The organism is Streptomyces gobiensis (assembly GCF_021216675.1).
In the GTDB taxonomy this organism is placed as follows: Bacteria; Actinomycetota; Actinomycetes; order Streptomycetales; family Streptomycetaceae; genus Streptomyces; species Streptomyces gobiensis.
In genome coordinates this window covers 4,318,870-4,334,047 of record NZ_CP086120.1, presented here as the reverse complement: position 1 = coordinate 4,334,047, position 15,178 = coordinate 4,318,870, and the positions used below count along the sequence as shown (strand labels likewise).

The 15,178-nt window shown below is 69.1% G+C and carries 13 protein-coding genes; 1 reads left to right on the top strand and 12 read right to left on the bottom strand.

Translation table 11 applies throughout. The features are described from left to right. Positions 1 to 23: 23 nt before the first annotated feature. The 4 genes from test1122_RS20250 to test1122_RS20235 form a co-directional block, all read right to left on the bottom strand. Positions 24 to 1,493 (bottom strand): sugar porter family MFS transporter, encoded by a 1,470-nt coding sequence (locus test1122_RS20250; RefSeq protein ID WP_277879911.1) that lies wholly within the window; start codon positions 1,491 to 1,493, stop codon positions 24 to 26. A 167-nt stretch (positions 1,494 to 1,660) separates the two neighbouring features. Further along, complete coding sequence (gene smc, locus test1122_RS20245) at positions 1,661 to 5,233, bottom strand: chromosome segregation protein SMC (RefSeq protein WP_232270577.1); 3,573 nt, start codon at positions 5,231 to 5,233, stop codon at positions 1,661 to 1,663. A 168-nt stretch (positions 5,234 to 5,401) separates the two neighbouring features. Then, entirely contained in the window at positions 5,402 to 5,608 is a 207-nt protein-coding gene (locus tag test1122_RS20240; RefSeq protein ID WP_232270576.1) for a hypothetical protein, read from the bottom strand. A gap of 323 nt (positions 5,609 to 5,931) precedes the next feature. Beyond that, a complete protein-coding gene (locus test1122_RS20235; RefSeq protein WP_232270575.1) occupies positions 5,932 to 6,231 on the bottom strand; it encodes an acylphosphatase in 300 nt (99 codons plus the stop codon). 142 nt (positions 6,232 to 6,373) lie between these two features. On the opposite strand from test1122_RS20235, the gene test1122_RS20230 reads away from it, so the two are divergent. Continuing rightward, positions 6,374 to 7,276, top strand: a complete 903-nt coding sequence (locus test1122_RS20230) for a CAP domain-containing protein (RefSeq protein ID WP_232270574.1) — start codon at positions 6,374 to 6,376, stop codon at positions 7,274 to 7,276. 395 nt (positions 7,277 to 7,671) lie between these two features. Here test1122_RS20230 and mutM read toward each other — a convergent pair whose 3' ends face one another. From mutM to recG, 8 genes are all read right to left on the bottom strand, one after another. Further along, positions 7,672 to 8,541: a bifunctional DNA-formamidopyrimidine glycosylase/DNA-(apurinic or apyrimidinic site) lyase gene (mutM, locus tag test1122_RS20225; protein ID WP_232270573.1), complete on the bottom strand. Its 870-nt coding sequence runs from the start codon at positions 8,539 to 8,541 to the stop codon at positions 7,672 to 7,674. A 66-nt stretch (positions 8,542 to 8,607) separates the two neighbouring features. Then, positions 8,608 to 9,402: a ribonuclease III gene (gene rnc, locus test1122_RS20220; RefSeq protein WP_232270572.1), complete on the bottom strand. Its 795-nt coding sequence runs from the start codon at positions 9,400 to 9,402 to the stop codon at positions 8,608 to 8,610. Between the two features lie 19 nt (positions 9,403 to 9,421). Next, a complete protein-coding gene (gene rpmF, locus test1122_RS20215) occupies positions 9,422 to 9,595 on the bottom strand; it encodes a 50S ribosomal protein L32 (protein ID WP_101390332.1) in 174 nt (57 codons plus the stop codon). 2 nt (positions 9,596 to 9,597) lie between these two features. Continuing rightward, positions 9,598 to 10,200 carry a YceD family protein gene (locus tag test1122_RS20210; protein WP_232270571.1) on the bottom strand — a complete coding sequence of 201 codons (603 nt, stop codon included), beginning with the start codon at positions 10,198 to 10,200 and terminating at the stop codon, positions 9,598 to 9,600. A gap of 176 nt (positions 10,201 to 10,376) precedes the next feature. Then, on the bottom strand, positions 10,377 to 11,468 hold the full coding sequence (locus tag test1122_RS20205; protein WP_232270570.1) for an ATP synthase F0 subunit B: 1,092 nt from the start codon (positions 11,466 to 11,468) through the stop codon (positions 10,377 to 10,379). Positions 11,469 to 11,520: 52 nt separating this feature from the next. After that, positions 11,521 to 12,000, bottom strand: a complete 480-nt coding sequence (coaD, locus tag test1122_RS20200) for a pantetheine-phosphate adenylyltransferase (RefSeq protein WP_232272007.1) — start codon at positions 11,998 to 12,000, stop codon at positions 11,521 to 11,523. 26 nt (positions 12,001 to 12,026) lie between these two features. Continuing rightward, positions 12,027 to 12,614, bottom strand: coding sequence for a 16S rRNA (guanine(966)-N(2))-methyltransferase RsmD (gene rsmD / locus test1122_RS20195; RefSeq protein ID WP_232270569.1), 588 nt, complete (start codon positions 12,612 to 12,614; stop codon positions 12,027 to 12,029). 366 nt (positions 12,615 to 12,980) lie between these two features. Next, positions 12,981 to 15,170, bottom strand: a complete 2,190-nt coding sequence (gene recG, locus test1122_RS20190; RefSeq protein WP_232270568.1) for an ATP-dependent DNA helicase RecG — start codon at positions 15,168 to 15,170, stop codon at positions 12,981 to 12,983. Positions 15,171 to 15,178: the final 8 nt, after the last annotated feature.

The following is a 15,178-nucleotide window of genomic DNA, read 5'->3' as shown; positions in this document are numbered from 1 at the left end:
GGCGAGAAGATGGGCGGCGGGGTTTAGCCCATCTCCTCCAACGCCTTGCCCTTGGTCTCCGGCACCCACTTGAGGATGAACGGGATCGAGAGCGCGGCGAAGGCTGCGTAGATCACATAGGAGCCGGAGAGATTCCAGTCGGACATCGACGGGAAACTCGCGGTGATCAGCCAGTTGGTGATCCACTGTGCGGAGGCGGCCACGCCCAGCGCGGCGGCCCGGATGCGGTTGGGGAACATCTCGCCGAGCATCACCCAGACCACCACGCCCCAGGACAGGGCGAAGAAGAGCACAAAGGAGTGCGCGGCGATCAGGGCGACGGCGCCTTGGGCGTCGGGCAGCGAGATGTCGCCGTTGAGGTCCCGCTTGAAGGAGAACGCCCAGGCGGCAAGGGCGAGCGAGACGGCCATTCCGGCGGAGCCGATCAGGGCCAGCGGCTTACGGCCGATCCGGTCGACGAAGAGCATCGCGATCACCGTGCCGACGATATTGATGATCGACGTGGTGAAGGAGTAGAGGAACGAGCTCTCCGGGTTGATGCCGACCGACTGCCACAGCGAGGAGCTGTAGTAGAAGATCACGTTAATGCCGACAAGCTGCTGGAAAACCGAGAGGCCGATACCGATCCAGACAATGGGCAGCAGGCCGGTCCTGCCACCCATGAGGTCCCTGAGCCTCGGCTTGTGTTCGCTGCGCATCCTGGCGTCGATCCGGGCCACCTCGGCGTCCAGATCGGTGCCTTCCGGTTCGACATCGGCGAGCACCGCCTTGGCCTCGTCGATCCGGCCCCGGGCGACCAGATAGCGCGGCGACTCCGGGATACGGAGCGCCAGCAGGCCGTAGAGCAGGGCGGGGACGATCTCGATTCCGAGCATGACCTGCCAGGCCTCAAGACCGAACAGGGAGCCACGCTGGTCACCGTGGGCGATATTGAGCACCAGGTAGTTGACGAGCTGCGAGATGGCGATGCCGAGGACGATGGCGGCCTGCTGGAAGGAGGCGAGCCGGCCCCGGTACTCAGCGGGTGCGACCTCGGCGATATACGCCGGGGCGATCACTGAGGCCATACCGATGGCCACGCCGCCCAGGGTGCGCCAGATGGCCAGGTCCCACAGCGTGAACGGGAGCATGGAGCCGAGGGCGCTGACCGCGAAGAGAACCGCGGCGATCTGCATCACCCGGGGGCGGCCGATGCGGTCGGCGAGCCGGCCCGCCATCACGGCGCCGAGCGCCGCGCCGAGCAGCGCGATGGCGATGACCGCGCCGAGGGTGGCGGAGCCGACGTCGAACTTCCCCTTGATGCCCTCGACAGCGCCGTTGATCACAGCGCTGTCGTAGCCGAAGAGGAAACCGCCCATCGCGGCGGACGCGGCGATGAAGATGACATGACTGAGGTGCTTCGGCCGACCGGCTGTGGCGGCGGGCTCCAGCTGCGCGGTGCTGGTCAAAATGCTCTCCTGCGGGACCCGGCGGCGGTGCCGGGCTTCGGTGATGTCGCTCTGTCAGTGGCGCATGCCTGACCGTGCGCCACCAGTTGAAGGTAAAAGCGACGTTGCAGAGACTATGCCTTCAAGTTTCGAAGTCAATAGCTGCGTCTCAACGATTCTTCAGCGAGGCACCCATCACATGTATTCACTCTGTGAAGTGATCAAGGATTGGATCAGCTCAGCCGCTGGCTGATGACCTTTGAGACACCGTCGCCCTGCATGGAGACACCGTAGAGCGCGTCCGCGACCTCCATGGTTCGCTTCTGATGCGTGATCACGATCAGCTGCGAGCTCTCCTGCAGCTCCTCCATGATCCCGATCAGCCGCTGCAGATTGGTGTCGTCGAGTGCCGCCTCAACCTCGTCCATCACATAGAACGGGCTGGGCCGCGCCTTGAAGATGGACACCAGCAGCGCCACCGCGGTGAGCGAGCGCTCGCCGCCGGAGAGCAGAGAGAGCCGCTTGACCTTCTTGCCCGGCGGCCGGGCTTCGACATCCACACCGGTGGTGAGCATGTCCGAGGGGTCGGTCAGGATCAGCCGTCCCTCACCACCGGGGAACAGCCGGGCGAAGACGCCCTCGAACTGACGCGCGGTGTCGTGGTAAGCCTCAGTGAAGACCTGCTCGACCCGCTCGTCGACCTCCTTCACGACCTGAAGAAGATCGGCGCGGGTCTTCTTCAGGTCTTCGAGCTGCTCGCTGAGGAACTGGTGACGCTCCTCAAGCGCCGCGAACTCTTCCAGCGCCAGCGGATTGATCTTGCCAAGCTTCTGATACGCACGCTCTGCCGCGGTCAGCCGCTTCTCCTGCTCCGAACGGCTGAAGGGGACTGGTCTGTTACGGGGGTGCTCCGGGTCTTCGGGCAACTCCTCGCCCTCGGCGGGCGGGGACGGTGGCACCAGCTGGTCCGGGCCGTACTCGCTGATCAGCCCGGCGGGCTCGACCCCCAGCTCCTCCAGCGCCTTGGTCTCCAACTGCTCAATCCGCAGCCGCTTCTCGGCCCCCAGTACCTCGCCCCGGTGCACCGAGTCGGTGAGCTTGTCCAGTTCAGCCTTGAGCTCACGGCCCCGGTTGCGCTCGGCGACCAGCTCCCGTTCGCGCTCGTCCTTGGCCTGCTCGGCGGCGGCCCGCTCTTCCTCGGCCCGGACGAGGGACACCTCGATGTGCGCCAGCAGCTGCCGGGCGCCCGCGGCGACGGCCGCGGCGACCTCGGCCTCATGACGCATACGGGCGCGCCGCCGCTCCGCGCGCGCCCGCGCTTCCCGCTCGGCACGCGCCGCCCGGTCCAGGGCGTCCGCTCGCCCGGCCAGTCCCTTGACCCGTTCCTCGTGCGTGCGGACCTGGAGGCGGGCCTCCATCTCGGTCTGCCGGGCGTTGGCGCCGTCGGCCGAGAGACGGTCCCGTACGGAGGTGTCCGGTTCCTCCTCACCCTCCTGGACCTCCTCGGCCACCGCCAGCCGCTCGGACAACAACTCGACCTGCTCGGTGGCGGCCGTCAGCGCTTCCTCGGCCTTGGCCACGGCCGCAGCGGCCCGCTCGGCCTCGCCCGCGGCTGCCCGCGCCTGTCCGCCCAGCCGTCCTAGCTGCCCGGCGACCTTTGACTTCTCCCGGTCGGCGGCGCTGCGCCGCTCCGCCAGCGCCTCCACCGCCGCCGCGCACTCCTGGCGCCGTTCCTTCGCCCGCCCCTGCTCGGCGGCCAGCTCATCGCACCGCTCCGCCAGCTCCGCCAGCTCCGCTGCCGCCTCGTCCACGGCGGCCTGGGCCTCCAGCATGCTGGGCGCCCCGGCGGAACCGCCGTGCGCGAAGTGGGAGCCAAGCAGGTCGCCCTCGGCCGTGACGGCAGTCAGTTCCGGCTGCTCGGCCAGCAGCTCTTCGGCGTCCTCCAGCGTCCTGACGACCACAACGTCACGCAGCAGCCGCCGCACGGCGGGGATCAGTGAATCAGGCCCGCTGACCAGTTCGGCTGCCGCAGGGTGTTCCGGGTGGTCGGGATTGCTCCGGGGGCCGGGGCCGGGATACGGATTCGGCGCGCCGCCCAGCAGGATCGACGCGCGGCCCGCGTCGTGTTTGCGGAGCAGACGCAGGGCCTCGGCAGCCGCTGCGGGGCCATCCATCGCGATCGCGTCGGCGGCAGCGCCCAGCGCGGCGGCGATGGGCACCTCGTAGCCCGGCGCCACCGTAAGCAGCTCCGCTGCCGGGCCCAGCAGCCCGGTGAGCCGGTCCCGGGAGTCCAGCAGGGTGCCGGTGCCGTCCTTGCGCCGCAGGCCCAGCGCGAGGGCGTCATGGCGGGCGGAGGTGGCGGCGCGTTTCCGGTCGGCGGCGGTCGCGGCGTCCCGGGCCGTGGTCAGTGCCGCCTCAGCCTCGGCCAGCTGCCGCTTGGCGGCCTCATACCGCTCCGCAAGCTCTTGATCACCCTCGTCCAGCCCTTCGACCTCCGCCTTGAGGAGCTCGTACTCCTCCTGCGCGGAGACCGCTCGCCGCTGTGCGTCATCACGGGCCGCCGTCAACCGGTCGATCTCGGCCTGGGCCGACGCAGCCCGGCTGCGGGCGGCACCGACCTGACCGCTGAGCCGGGCCAGGTGTTCACGACGGTCCGCGATGGCCCGTGCCGTGTCCTTGAGCCGCCGCTCCTCCTCAGCCAACCGCCGTTCCAGCTCGGCCCGGTGATCAACCGTTTCGTCCAGCGCACGGCTCGCCGCCTCCAGCGCGGCCTCCAGCTCCGCCTCCTGCTCCCGGATACGGGCCGCCTCCCGCTCCAGGTCCTCCGGGTCCCGGCCGCGCCGCTCCTCCACGGGCTCGGCGCTGGCGCTCTTGACCCGGGCGTCCGCCAGGCTGACGGTGCCGCGCACCCGCTCGGCGAGCTGGGACAGCTCGTACCAGGTCTGCTGGGCACGCTGCAGCCGGGGGGTGAGGGTGCGTACGCGCTGTTCCAGCTCGGCCTCGCGTTGCAGGGCGGCCTTCAGCTCGGCCTCGGCCGCCTCCTTGCGCTCCTTGAGCGCGGCCTCGTCGGCGACCTCTGCCTTCAGCGCCTCCCGCAGGGTGACCAGATCGTCGGCGAGCAGCCGCAGCCGGGCATCGCGCAGATCAGCCTGGATGACCGCCGCCTTGCGGGCCACCGCGGCCTGTCTCCCCAGCGGCTTGAGCTGCCGCCGCAGCTCATCGGTCAGATCCTGGACGCGTGCCAGGTTGGCCTGCATGGCGTCGAGCTTCCGCAGCGCCTTCTCCTTGCGCTTGCGGTGCTTCAGTACGCCCGCCGCCTCCTCGATGAAGGCACGGCGACCCATGGGGTCGGCGTGCAGCACGGAGTCGAGCTGACCCTGGCCGACGATGACATGCATCTCGCGGCCGATGCCGGAGTCGGAAAGCAGCTCCTGGATATCGAGCAGCCGACAGGTGTCACCGTTGAGCTGATATTCACTGCCGCCGTTGCGGAACATGATCCGCGTGATGGTGACCTCGGCGTAGTCGATGGGCAGAGCGCCATCGGCGTTGTCGATGGTGAGGGAGACCTCAGCACGGCCGAGCGGAGGCCGCCCGGTCGTCCCGGCGAAGATGACGTCCTCCATCTTGCCGCCGCGCAGCGACTTGGCCCCCTGCTCGCCCATCACCCAGGACAGGGCGTCCACCACATTGGACTTGCCGGAGCCGTTTGGGCCCACCACGCAGGTGATACCCGGCTCGAAGCGCAGCGTGGTGGCGGAAGCGAAGGACTTGAACCCGCGCAGGGTCAGGCTCTTGAGGTGCACGGCGTGTGACTTTACCGGGGAGGCGCGGTTTCACCCATGAAGGTGGGGGGCACATCAGACGTTAACGGAAGTCATCCACCACGGGGAGAAATGACGAAGGGACGCCGGAGCGTCCCTCGCAGTTCTTCAAGCGGTGGGCTCCGCTTATACACCCGCCCGGGTTTCGGGTCAGGTGAGCGCGGGCTCGCCCTTGGGTACGTCGATGCTGTCAAGCAGCGAGTCGCCGTGACGTGCGGCAGCCGACAACGCGTCGTTCTCGGCCTGCATCCGTACGAGCTCGGATTCCAGGTCCTGGACGCGCTGCTGAAGCCGTCGCATCTCGGCGAGGACTCGGGGGTCGGAGCCGCCGACGTAACCGAGAAGCGCCTTTGCCATGATGGATGGTCCTCCACACTGAGTGACCGACCGAAGCGGCGGTGGTCGTGAGGGATACGTGAGGGATAAGCACCCGCGGTGTCTGCTCTGCGTAACGGTTCTCAGGGTCAAACAGCTAAGGTGCGCGGGGCTTCCAGCGTCTCACCAAAAGTTTTGAGGGTCAACACGATCACACCCCGTGTACGCGGGCGCCTTGGCTCAAACGGCGGCATGCACCGGAGAGGGCGGCCCGCTGGGGGGTGCGGATCACTTGTGGATCATTCGTGACGGCAGCCTTACACGCCGTCCGGGGATTGGCAACCAGTTTGGGTCAGACTCCGGGTTCATCTGATGTCGAAGCTCGGGTAGCCGCCCCGAGGCATGTCCCAGATTTCCGTGACTCCGTCCACCCTGCCGGGCGTGTCACCGGTGCGCAGCCACTCCAGCAGCGCCTCACAGTTCTCTTTCGGTCCCTCGGCCACCACCTGTACCCGGCCATCGCCGAGGTTGACGGCGAAACCGATCAGTCCGCCGATCCGCAGCGCGTTCGCCCGGGTGAACCAGCGGAAGCCCACGCCCTGAACCACGCCGCGCACCCACGCGATCATCCGGACGTCCTCCGTCCCGCCAGTGGCCTCACTCATATGACGCACGCTATCCAGACAATTCCTCGTGCGGCACTCCAGCCCCCGCAGTGATGCCGTACAGTCGCCCGGCAATGGACTTCACTCGAATGAGTGAAGCGAAGCGATGTGAACGCCGCCGAGCACGTGAGGACAGCAGCAGATGGGACGCCATCGACGCGCTACCCCCGCTCCCTCCCCGAGCATCCCCGCGCAGCGCAGCGCCTCTGATGGTCGCCACCGGGACTCACACCGCAAGCGGGGCGCCGCCCCCGTGCGTACCGGGATGCTCGGTGTCTCCGCCGCGATGGCAGTGGGCGCGGTAGCCGTGGCCTCGGGGCTGGTTCCCGGCCCCGGCAATGGCTTCACCCTCGGCGGCTTCGACGACTCCAACGGCAAGGTACGGGCCGACGGTGTGCCGGATCTGGCGACGCAGGGCGCCACGGACGGATTCGGCGAGCGCGGCGAGAACCCGGCGAGCCGGGACCAGGAACGTACGGGGGCGCAGTCGCCCAGCGCGAGTCCTTCACCGTCACGGCCCTCCGAGAAGCCCTCCGCCGAGCCTTCCAAGGCGCCGAAGAAGCCCGCGCCATCGAGCAGCAGCGCCGGCCCGGCAAAGCCGGCCAGCCCGGCGAACCCCGCGAAGCCCAGCGTGAAGCCGCCGAAGGCCCCGCAGACCCCGGACGCGGCGGAGTCCACTGCGGCGCAGGTGCTGACGCTGGTCAACCAGGAGCGGGCCAAGGCGGGCTGCCAGCCGGTGACGGCGGACGCTCAGCTGGCCAAGCTGGCGGGTGACTTCAGCGAGGACATGGCCGTGCGCGGCTTCTTCTCGCACACCGACCCGGACGGCAAGAGTCCCTGGGACCGGGCCGACGCGGCGGGCATCAGCAATCTCGGCGCCGAGAACATAGCCCGTGGGCAGGCCAACGCGCAGTCTGTGATGGACGCCTGGATGAACAGTCCCGGCCACCGGGCGAACATACTCAACTGCGACTACAAGACGCTGGGGGTCGGCGCGCACTTCGCGCCCGGCGGGCCATGGTGGACCCAGAACTTCGGCTTCTGAGCCGAAGTCCTGGTTAGTCCCGGCTGTACCGACATGCGGCTTCGCCGCGCGGCGGGGCTGCGCCCGGCTCCGGGGTGCCGCGGGTGGGTTTCCCGTATCCCGCCCCTTCCCGGCTGTACCAATATGCGGCTCCGCCGCGTGGCCGGGCTCCGCCCGGCTGCGGGGGGTGCCGTGGGTGGGGTTCCCCGTATCCCGCCCCTTCCCTGAAACCGGGGCTTCGCCCCCGGGGCCCCGGGGGTGGCCGGTGCGGGCCGGTGGGCGGGTGTTGTGCCCACCCACAGCCCCTCGCGGGGCTGCGAGTGCCCACAACACGGGAGTGGGGGTCTGGGGGCGGCAGCCCACAGTTTCGGGAAGGGGTCGGGTTAGGGGACTCCCTCCGGCGGCGGACGTTGATGTCACCGGGAGCGGGGGCGTGGGGGGCGCTGGCAGTGGGGGCAGAAGTAGCTGGACCGGTTGGTCCAGGTGCGACGGCGCATAGGCGTTCCGCAGCGGCGGCAGGGTTCGTCCTCACGCCCGTAGGCGTCCAGGGCGCGATCGAAGTAGCCGGACTCGCCGTTGACGTTGACGTAGAGGCTGTCGAAGCTGGTGCCGCCGACGGCGAGAGCGGCGTTCAGGACATCCCGGATGTGCCCGAGCAGCTCGGCCGTGCGAGGCCGTGTGAGGGTGCCGGTCGGCCGGTCGTAGTGCAGCCTGGCCCGCCACAGCGCCTCGTCCGCGTAGATATTGCCGACGCCGCTGATCAGCGACTGGTCGAGCAGCGCCCGCTTGATCGTCGTACGCTTCGCGCGCAGCGCGCTGTGGAAAGCGGCGTCATCGAAGGCCGGGTCGAGCGGGTCGCAGGCGATATGGGCGATAACGCCGGGCAGACCATCCGGTGTTGTCGGGTGGAGCGACAACCCGCCGAACGTGCGCTGGTCGACAAAGCGGAGCTCGGTGCCCGCGGAGTCCTTGAACCGGACGCGGATACGCAGATGCTTCTCGTCGGGCGCCTCCTGCGGCCGCACCAGCAGCTGGCCGCTCATTCCCAGATGCGCCAGCACCGCGAAGCCCTCGGCGTCATCGCCGAGCGGCAGCCACAGGTACTTGCCGCGCCGCTGGGCCACACCGACGCGGCGTCCCGCCATGCGCGCGGCGAAGTCCGCCGCGCCCGCGAGATGCCGCCGGACGGCACGCGGGTGCAGCACGGTGACATCGTCGACGGTACGGCCGCTGACCCAGCTTTCGAGGCCACGGCGTACGACCTCCACCTCGGGCAGCTCGGGCAACGGGGTCTCCTTGGCCCTCCGGCCGGCCTTCCTCCAGTGGGGGCCGGAGGAAGGCCGGAAAGGGGATCAGTGTGCTTCGGCAGTGGCCGCCTTCGCGTCCGCGGCCGCGCGGATCTCACGCCAGGCGGCCTCCGCCGCCTGCTGCTCCGCTTCCTTCTTGCTGCGGCCGGTGCCGGTGCCGTACGCGACACCACCGACGCGGGCAGCAGCCGTGAAGGTCTTCTCGTGGTCGGGACCGGTCTCGGTGACCACATACTCCGGAACGCCGAGGCCTTCGGCCGCGGTCAGCTCCTGGAGGCTGGTCTTCCAGTCCAGGCCCGCGCCCAGATTCGAGGACTTCTCGATCAGGGGGTCGAAGAGCCGGTGGATCAGCCGATCGGCCGCGGCGAGGCCCTGGTCGAGATAGACCGCGCCGATCACGGCCTCCAGGGTGTCCGCGAGGATCGAGGCCTTGTCCCGGCCACCGGTGCCTTCCTCACCCCGGCCAAGCCGGATGAAGGCGCCCAGGTCGAGGCCGCGGGCGACCTCGGCGAGGGCACGCGAGTTGACCACTGCGGCGCGCAGCTTGGCCAGCTGTCCCTCGGGCAGATCGGGGTGGGTCCGGTAGAGCGTGTCGGTAACTACCAGGCCGAGGACCGAGTCTCCGAGGAATTCAAGCCGTTCATTGGTGGGCAGCCCACCGTTCTCGTATGCGTACGAGCGGTGTGTCAGCGCACGCACCAGAAGGGCGGACTCGAGCTGATACCCGAGCCGCCCTTCCAGGAGCGTGTGGGACGAGGCCGCATCCACCAGATCCGCCGGAGCCTGCGCTTCACCCCCACGTGTGCGGGGAGGGATTCCAGGCGTACTGGCGTCTGACATGAAGCCTGTCACCCGCCGATCAGACCTCGAGGACCTGACGCTTGTTGTAGGTGCCGCAGCTGGGGCACGCGATGTGCTGCTGCTTCGGCTCCTGGCAGCGCTCGCACGTCACCAGGGTGGGGACCGCAGCCTTCCACTGCGACCGGCGGTGGCGCGTGTTGCTGCGCGACATCTTCCGCTTCGGAACAGCCACGGCTACTTCTCCTGCTTCTCGTCGGCACCCGATGCGGCGCCGTTCACGTCGTCCTTCTCGCCGTCCTGGATGGTCTCGGCGAGTTCCTGCAGTGCCGCCCAACGGATGTCGACGGCCTCGTTGTGCTGGTGCTCCGGGTCGTCCGCGAGCCGTGCTCCGCACTCGGAGCACAGCCCGGGGCAGTCCGGGTCGCACACGGGCTGGAGCGGCAGTGACAGCACCACCGCGTCCCGCAGCACAGGCTCGAGGTCGAACAGATCGCCCTCGAGGAAGAGCATGTCCTCCTCTTCCTCGGCGTCGTCGCCGGTGTCCTTGAAAAGGCTCCGGTCGTCGGCGTCGGGGTAGGAGAACATTTCCTGGAAATCCGCTTCGCACTGCTGCCCAAGCGGCTCCAGACACCTTACGCACTCCCCCGAGAGCGGCGCACGGGCGGTGCCTGTGACAAGCACCCCTTCCATGACCGACTCCAGGCGGAGGTCCAGCTCGATCGTCGCGCCCTCAGGCACCCCGATGACCTCGATACCGAGGTCCTTGGGCGCCTCGACGGTGCGGGAGACCCGCTTCAGCGCACCAGGACGCCGCCCCAGCTCACGCGTGTCGAACACGAGAGGGGCACGGTGGTCGAGGGGGGCTTTCAGGGCTTCCTGCTTTCTACGCTGTGGCACTAACCGCCCGGTTCTCAGGGCAGCAGAAATCGCGGACGTACGCGCGACCGAAGGGCCAGGATACTGGACGGGCCCCGATCAACCCAATCGGGACCAGCCCAACCAGCCGGGGCCGCTCAGCGGCCCTGCTCGTACTCCCGCAGCTGATCGATGTCGATCATGCTGGTGTCAAAGAGACTGGTCTCATCCAGCGCACCGGCCTGCTGTTGCTGCGGCTGTTGCGGCTGCTGGGGCTGGTGCTGCTGGCCGTAGTAGGCGTCCGGCTGCTGATATCCCTGCTGGTAGCCATAGGGATCCTGGACATGCTGGGTCTGCTGCTGCGCGTAGTACGGATCCTGTTGCTGATAGGCGTAAGCGTCCTGCTGGGGGTAGGCGCCCTGCTGATAGCCGGCGGCCACCGCGTACGGGTCCGGCGACGGCTGCACGGACTGGTCGAAGTGCTCGACGTGCTGGGCCTGCGCCGTCGGCGCCTGGGTTGTGGCGAGATCAGCGAGGTAGTCCGCGTCGCTTGTCCGGGGCTGGTGGTGGCCCTCCTGCCCGCCGTCCTGCGCGGCCATATGCGCACCGAGCTCATCGACCGGCTGGTGTCCGGTGAGCTTCTGCCGACCGCGGCCGACCGCCTCCAGGGTCTTGCTCAGCACCGCCTCAATGGCCCGGAACTGGGTCTCGACATACGCGTCCGCCCGCTCCCGCAGTGCAGCCGGGTCGGCGGTGCGCTCGGGGGCGTCCCCGGCGTATCCGTCTTCGTATGCGTCGGCGCCCGGCCCCCGGCCCAGCAGCTTCTCCCGGCCACGGTCGACGGAGCCGATGGTCTTGCTCAGCACGACCTCGAAGTTGGCGAGCTTGCTGTCGACGTAGTCATCCGCCTCGGCCCGGATCTCCGCTGCCTCACGCCGGGCCTCGGTAAGGATCCGGTCGGCCTCCTCCTGGGAGCGCCGGGCGATCTCGGTGCCGGAGACGAGCGAGCCACGCTCCGTCTGCGCGGCCTCAATGATCCGCTGCGCCTCCTGCTGGGCCTCGGCGACCATCTGCTCCCGGCCGCCCAGCAGCTCCTGGGCCTGGGCGAGCGAGCCGGGCAGCGCTTCGCGCACCTCGCCGAGCATGGCAAGCAGCTCCGCGCGGTTCACCACGCAGGAGGCCGACATGGGCATGGAGCGGGCGCTCTCGACCGCCGCGACAATGTCGTCGAGTCTCTGCTGTACGTCCACGGAGGTGACTGTACGGGCAGCGGAGGCCGGTGCGACACCGGATGCGGGAACGTCAGTGCCGGGCAAGGCGCTTGGTGAGTGCTTCGAAGACCTGCGGGGGCACCAGGTGGGAGACGTCGCCGCCCCAGGTGGCGACCTCCTTGACCAGGCTGGAAGAGAGGAAGCTGTAAGTCGGATTGGTCGGCACGAAGAGAGTCTCGACGCCGGAGAGCCCATTGTTCATCTGCGCCATCTGCAGCTCGTAGTCAAAGTCACTGACCGCCCGCAGCCCCTTGACGATGGCGGGGATGTCGCGCTGCTTGCAGAAGTCGACCAGCAGCCCGTGGAAGGACTCCACCTGGACGTTACCGAAGCTCTCGGTGACCTCACGGATGAGCTCTATGCGCTCTTCGACAGTGAAAAGGCCCTGCTTGGCCTGGTTGATCATCACCGCGACGTGTACGACGTCATAGAGCTTGGAGGCCCGGGCGATGATGTCTAGATGTCCATTGGTGATGGGATCGAAGGACCCCGGACAGACGGCGCGGCGCACTGGCGTTTCCTCGCTCTCGGAGCTTTTCATGACGCGTCGGTAACTTCCTGCTGGGCGGCGTGACCGTACCAAAACGTTCCCTCGCCGTAGCGACGCGACCGCAGCCCCTCAAAGCCGTCGGGCCAACGGAATTCGCCGCCTCTGGTGCTGCGCTCAACGGTGACGAGCGCGGCAGCGGAGAGCCACCCCTGTTTCCGGAGTGTGAGCAGAATCTCGCGGAGATCGTCATCGCTGACCGCATAGGGCGGATCGAGAAAGGCCACGTCATACGGTCTTTCGGGGGCTGGCCCCGCCAGCAGTTGCTCGGCCTTGGCCAGCCGCACCTCGGCGCCCGGGAGCCCCAGTGCGCGGACGTTTTCCTTGATGGTCCGTGCGGCTCGTGCGTCGGCCTCTACGAGCAGCACGTGCTCCGCTCCCCGGGACAGCGCCTCCAGCCCGACGGCGCCGGAGCCGCCGTACAGGTCCAGCACCCGTAGCCCCCGCCAGGAGCCCAGCCGCGCCTCCCAGCTCGAGAACAGTCCTTCCCGGGCACGGTCGGAGGTCGGGCGGGTGCCGTTGCCGGGCGGCACGGCGAGCCGTCGTCCGCCTGCGGATCCGGCGATCACGCGGGTCATGGGTCGCGTCCTCCGTCCTGGGAGCGGCGATCCCGGCTGGTCGCCGCTCCCCCACGATATGGCGAAGCCACGCGTTCGGCTCAGTCGGCGGGCGCCGGGTGGCTCGTGGGCACGCCGCTGGTGGCGCGGCGGGTTCTTCCCCGTTCCCTCCCCCAGCTACCGCTGGGAGGTGCCCCCACCTTCCCGGCTGTACCGATATGCGGCTCCGCCGCGTGGCGGGGCTTCGCCCCGGGATCCCGGGGTTGGCTGGGTGCGGGCCGGTGGCCGGGTGTTGTGCCCACCCACAGCCCCTCGCGGGGCTGCGAGTGCCCACAACACTCGGGCGGATCGAGTGCCCACAACACTCGCGGTGCCAGCCCCGCAGTTTCAGCCCTTGTCGAGGTATTGCTCGCGGGTCTTGTCCAGTAGCGCGTCCAACGCCGTGCGCAGGGCGGGGAGTTGAGACAGTTCCGGGTCGGCGGAGACGATCGCTGTGGCCTCCTCACGGGCCTCCGCGATGACCTCCTCGTCATCGATGACGGCGAGCATGCGCAGCGACGACCGGACACCGGACTGCGCCTGCCCCAGGACGTCGCCCTCACGACGCTGCTCCAGATCGATACGGGAGAGCTCAAAGCCGTCCAGCGTCCCAGCGACCGCGGTCAGCCGGGCGCGGGCCTGGCTGGCTTCCGGCATCTCCGTGACCAGCAGGCACAGTCCGGGCGCTGAGCCACGGCCGACCCGGCCACGGAGCTGGTGGAGCTGGGAGACGCCAAAACGGTCCGCGTCCATGATCACCATGACGGTGGCGTTGGGGACGTTCACCCCGACCTCAATGACGGTGGTGGCGATGAGCGCGTCCACCTCGCCCGCGGCGAAGCGGCGCATCACGTCGTCCTTGGCCTCCGGCTGCATCCGGCCGTGCAGCGGCTCGACGCGAAGTCCCTTGAGCGGGCCGCCGGTCAGCTGCTCCGCGATTTCGAGCACGGCGAGCGGCGGCCGCTTCTCCGCTTCGTCCTCAGGGGTTTTCCTTGCTGCGGGCTCCTCCTCGTCGCCGATCCGGGGGCAGACCACGTAGGCCTGGTGCCCGGCCTCGACTTCCTCCCGTACGCGCTCCCAGGTACGGGCCAGGAAGTGCGGCTTGTCGGCGGCGGGCACCACATGGCTGGCGATCGGGGAGCGTCCGGCCGGGAGCTGGTCGAGGACGGAGGTCTCCAGATCACCGAAGACGGTCATGGCGACCGTGCGCGGAATCGGGGTGGCCGTCATCACCAGGAGGTGCGGGGGCTGTTTGCCCTTGGAGCGCAGGGCGTCGCGCTGTTCGACGCCGAAGCGGTGCTGTTCATCGACGACGACCAGGCCCAGGTCGTGGAAGCGCACCTTGTCCTCGATCAGCGCATGGGTGCCGATGACGATCCCGGCCTCACCGGTGACCAGATCCAGCAGCGCCTGACGGCGGGCGGCGGCGCCCATGGAGCCGGTGAGCAGCACCACCTTGGTGCCGTGTTCGGCGCCGCCCAGCAGGCCGCCCTCAGCCAGCTCTCCCAGCATCTCGACGATGGAGCGGTGGTGCTGCTGGGCCAGCACCTCGGTGGGCGCCAGCATGGCCGCCTGCCCGCCCGCGTCAACGACGGTCAGCATGGCCCGTAGCGCCACCAACGTCTTGCCCGAGCCAACCTCGCCCTGCAGCAGCCGGTGCATGGGGTGCTCGGTGGCCAGGTCGGCGAAGATCTCCTTGCTGACCTGCCGCTGGCCCTCGGTGAGGGTGAAAGGCAGCTTGGCCTCGAAGGCCTTCAGCAGGCCGTCCTCCCGCGGTCGTCGCGGCACGGCCGGGAGCTGGGTGTCGGCGAAGCGACGGCGTGCGAGAGCGACTTGGAGGACGAAGGCCTCGTCCCATTTCAGCCGGGCGCGGGCCTCGGCGATGTCGCCCTTGGTGCGGGGCCGGTGGACCTTGCGGAAGGCCTCGGGGAGAGTGATCAGGCTGCGGTCCGCGCGGATCGACGGTGGGAGGGGGTCGGTGAGGCCGTCCCAGCCGGTGGCTTCCATGGAGGTGAGCACGGTGTCGATGGACTGCTCGATCGTCCAGGAGGAGATCTGCCGGCACGCCGGGTAGAGCGGAAGCAGCTCACTGGCGAATTTTTCGACGGTCGACCGGTCGCTGTCCTGGTCGAGCAGCTTGTACTCGGGGTGTGCCAGCTGGAGCTTGCGGTTGAAGACTCCGACCTTGCCCGCGAACATGCCACGGCGGCCGGGCAGCAGCTTCTTCTCGTGCGCGAAGGCCCCACGGCCGAAGAAGACCAGCTGCAACCGTCCGCTGCCGTCGGTGAGGGTCACCTCAAGCCGCTGGCCCTTGCCCCTGTTGAACTTCAGCAGGCGGGCGTCGGCGACCTGGGCGACAACGGTGACATGCTCATCCAGCGGAAGGTCGGCGAGCCGGGTCAGCTCGCCGCGCTCGGCGTACCGTCGCGGATAGTGGTGGAGCAGGTCACCGACCGTATGCAGGTCGAGGTGCTCGGCCAGCACCTTCGCGGTGTTGCCGCCGACGATCTTCTGGAGGGGTTCTTCGAGCGCGGGCACACGTCCAT

Excerpts from the sequence above, each read along its gene's own strand:
- test1122_RS20240 (WP_232270576.1), bottom strand. The coding sequence starts at position 5,608 with ATGGCAAAGGCGCTTCTCGGTTACGTCGGCGGCTCCGACCCCCGAGTC.
- rnc (WP_232270572.1), bottom strand. The coding sequence starts at position 9,402 with ATGTCAGACGCCAGTACGCCTGGAATCCCTCCCCGCACACGTGGGGGT.
- rsmD (WP_232270569.1), bottom strand. The coding sequence starts at position 12,614 with ATGACCCGCGTGATCGCCGGATCCGCAGGCGGACGACGGCTCGCCGTG.
- test1122_RS20230 (WP_232270574.1), top strand. The coding sequence starts at position 6,374 with ATGGGACGCCATCGACGCGCTACCCCCGCTCCCTCCCCGAGCATCCCC.
- test1122_RS20235 (WP_232270575.1), bottom strand. The coding sequence starts at position 6,231 with ATGAGTGAGGCCACTGGCGGGACGGAGGACGTCCGGATGATCGCGTGG.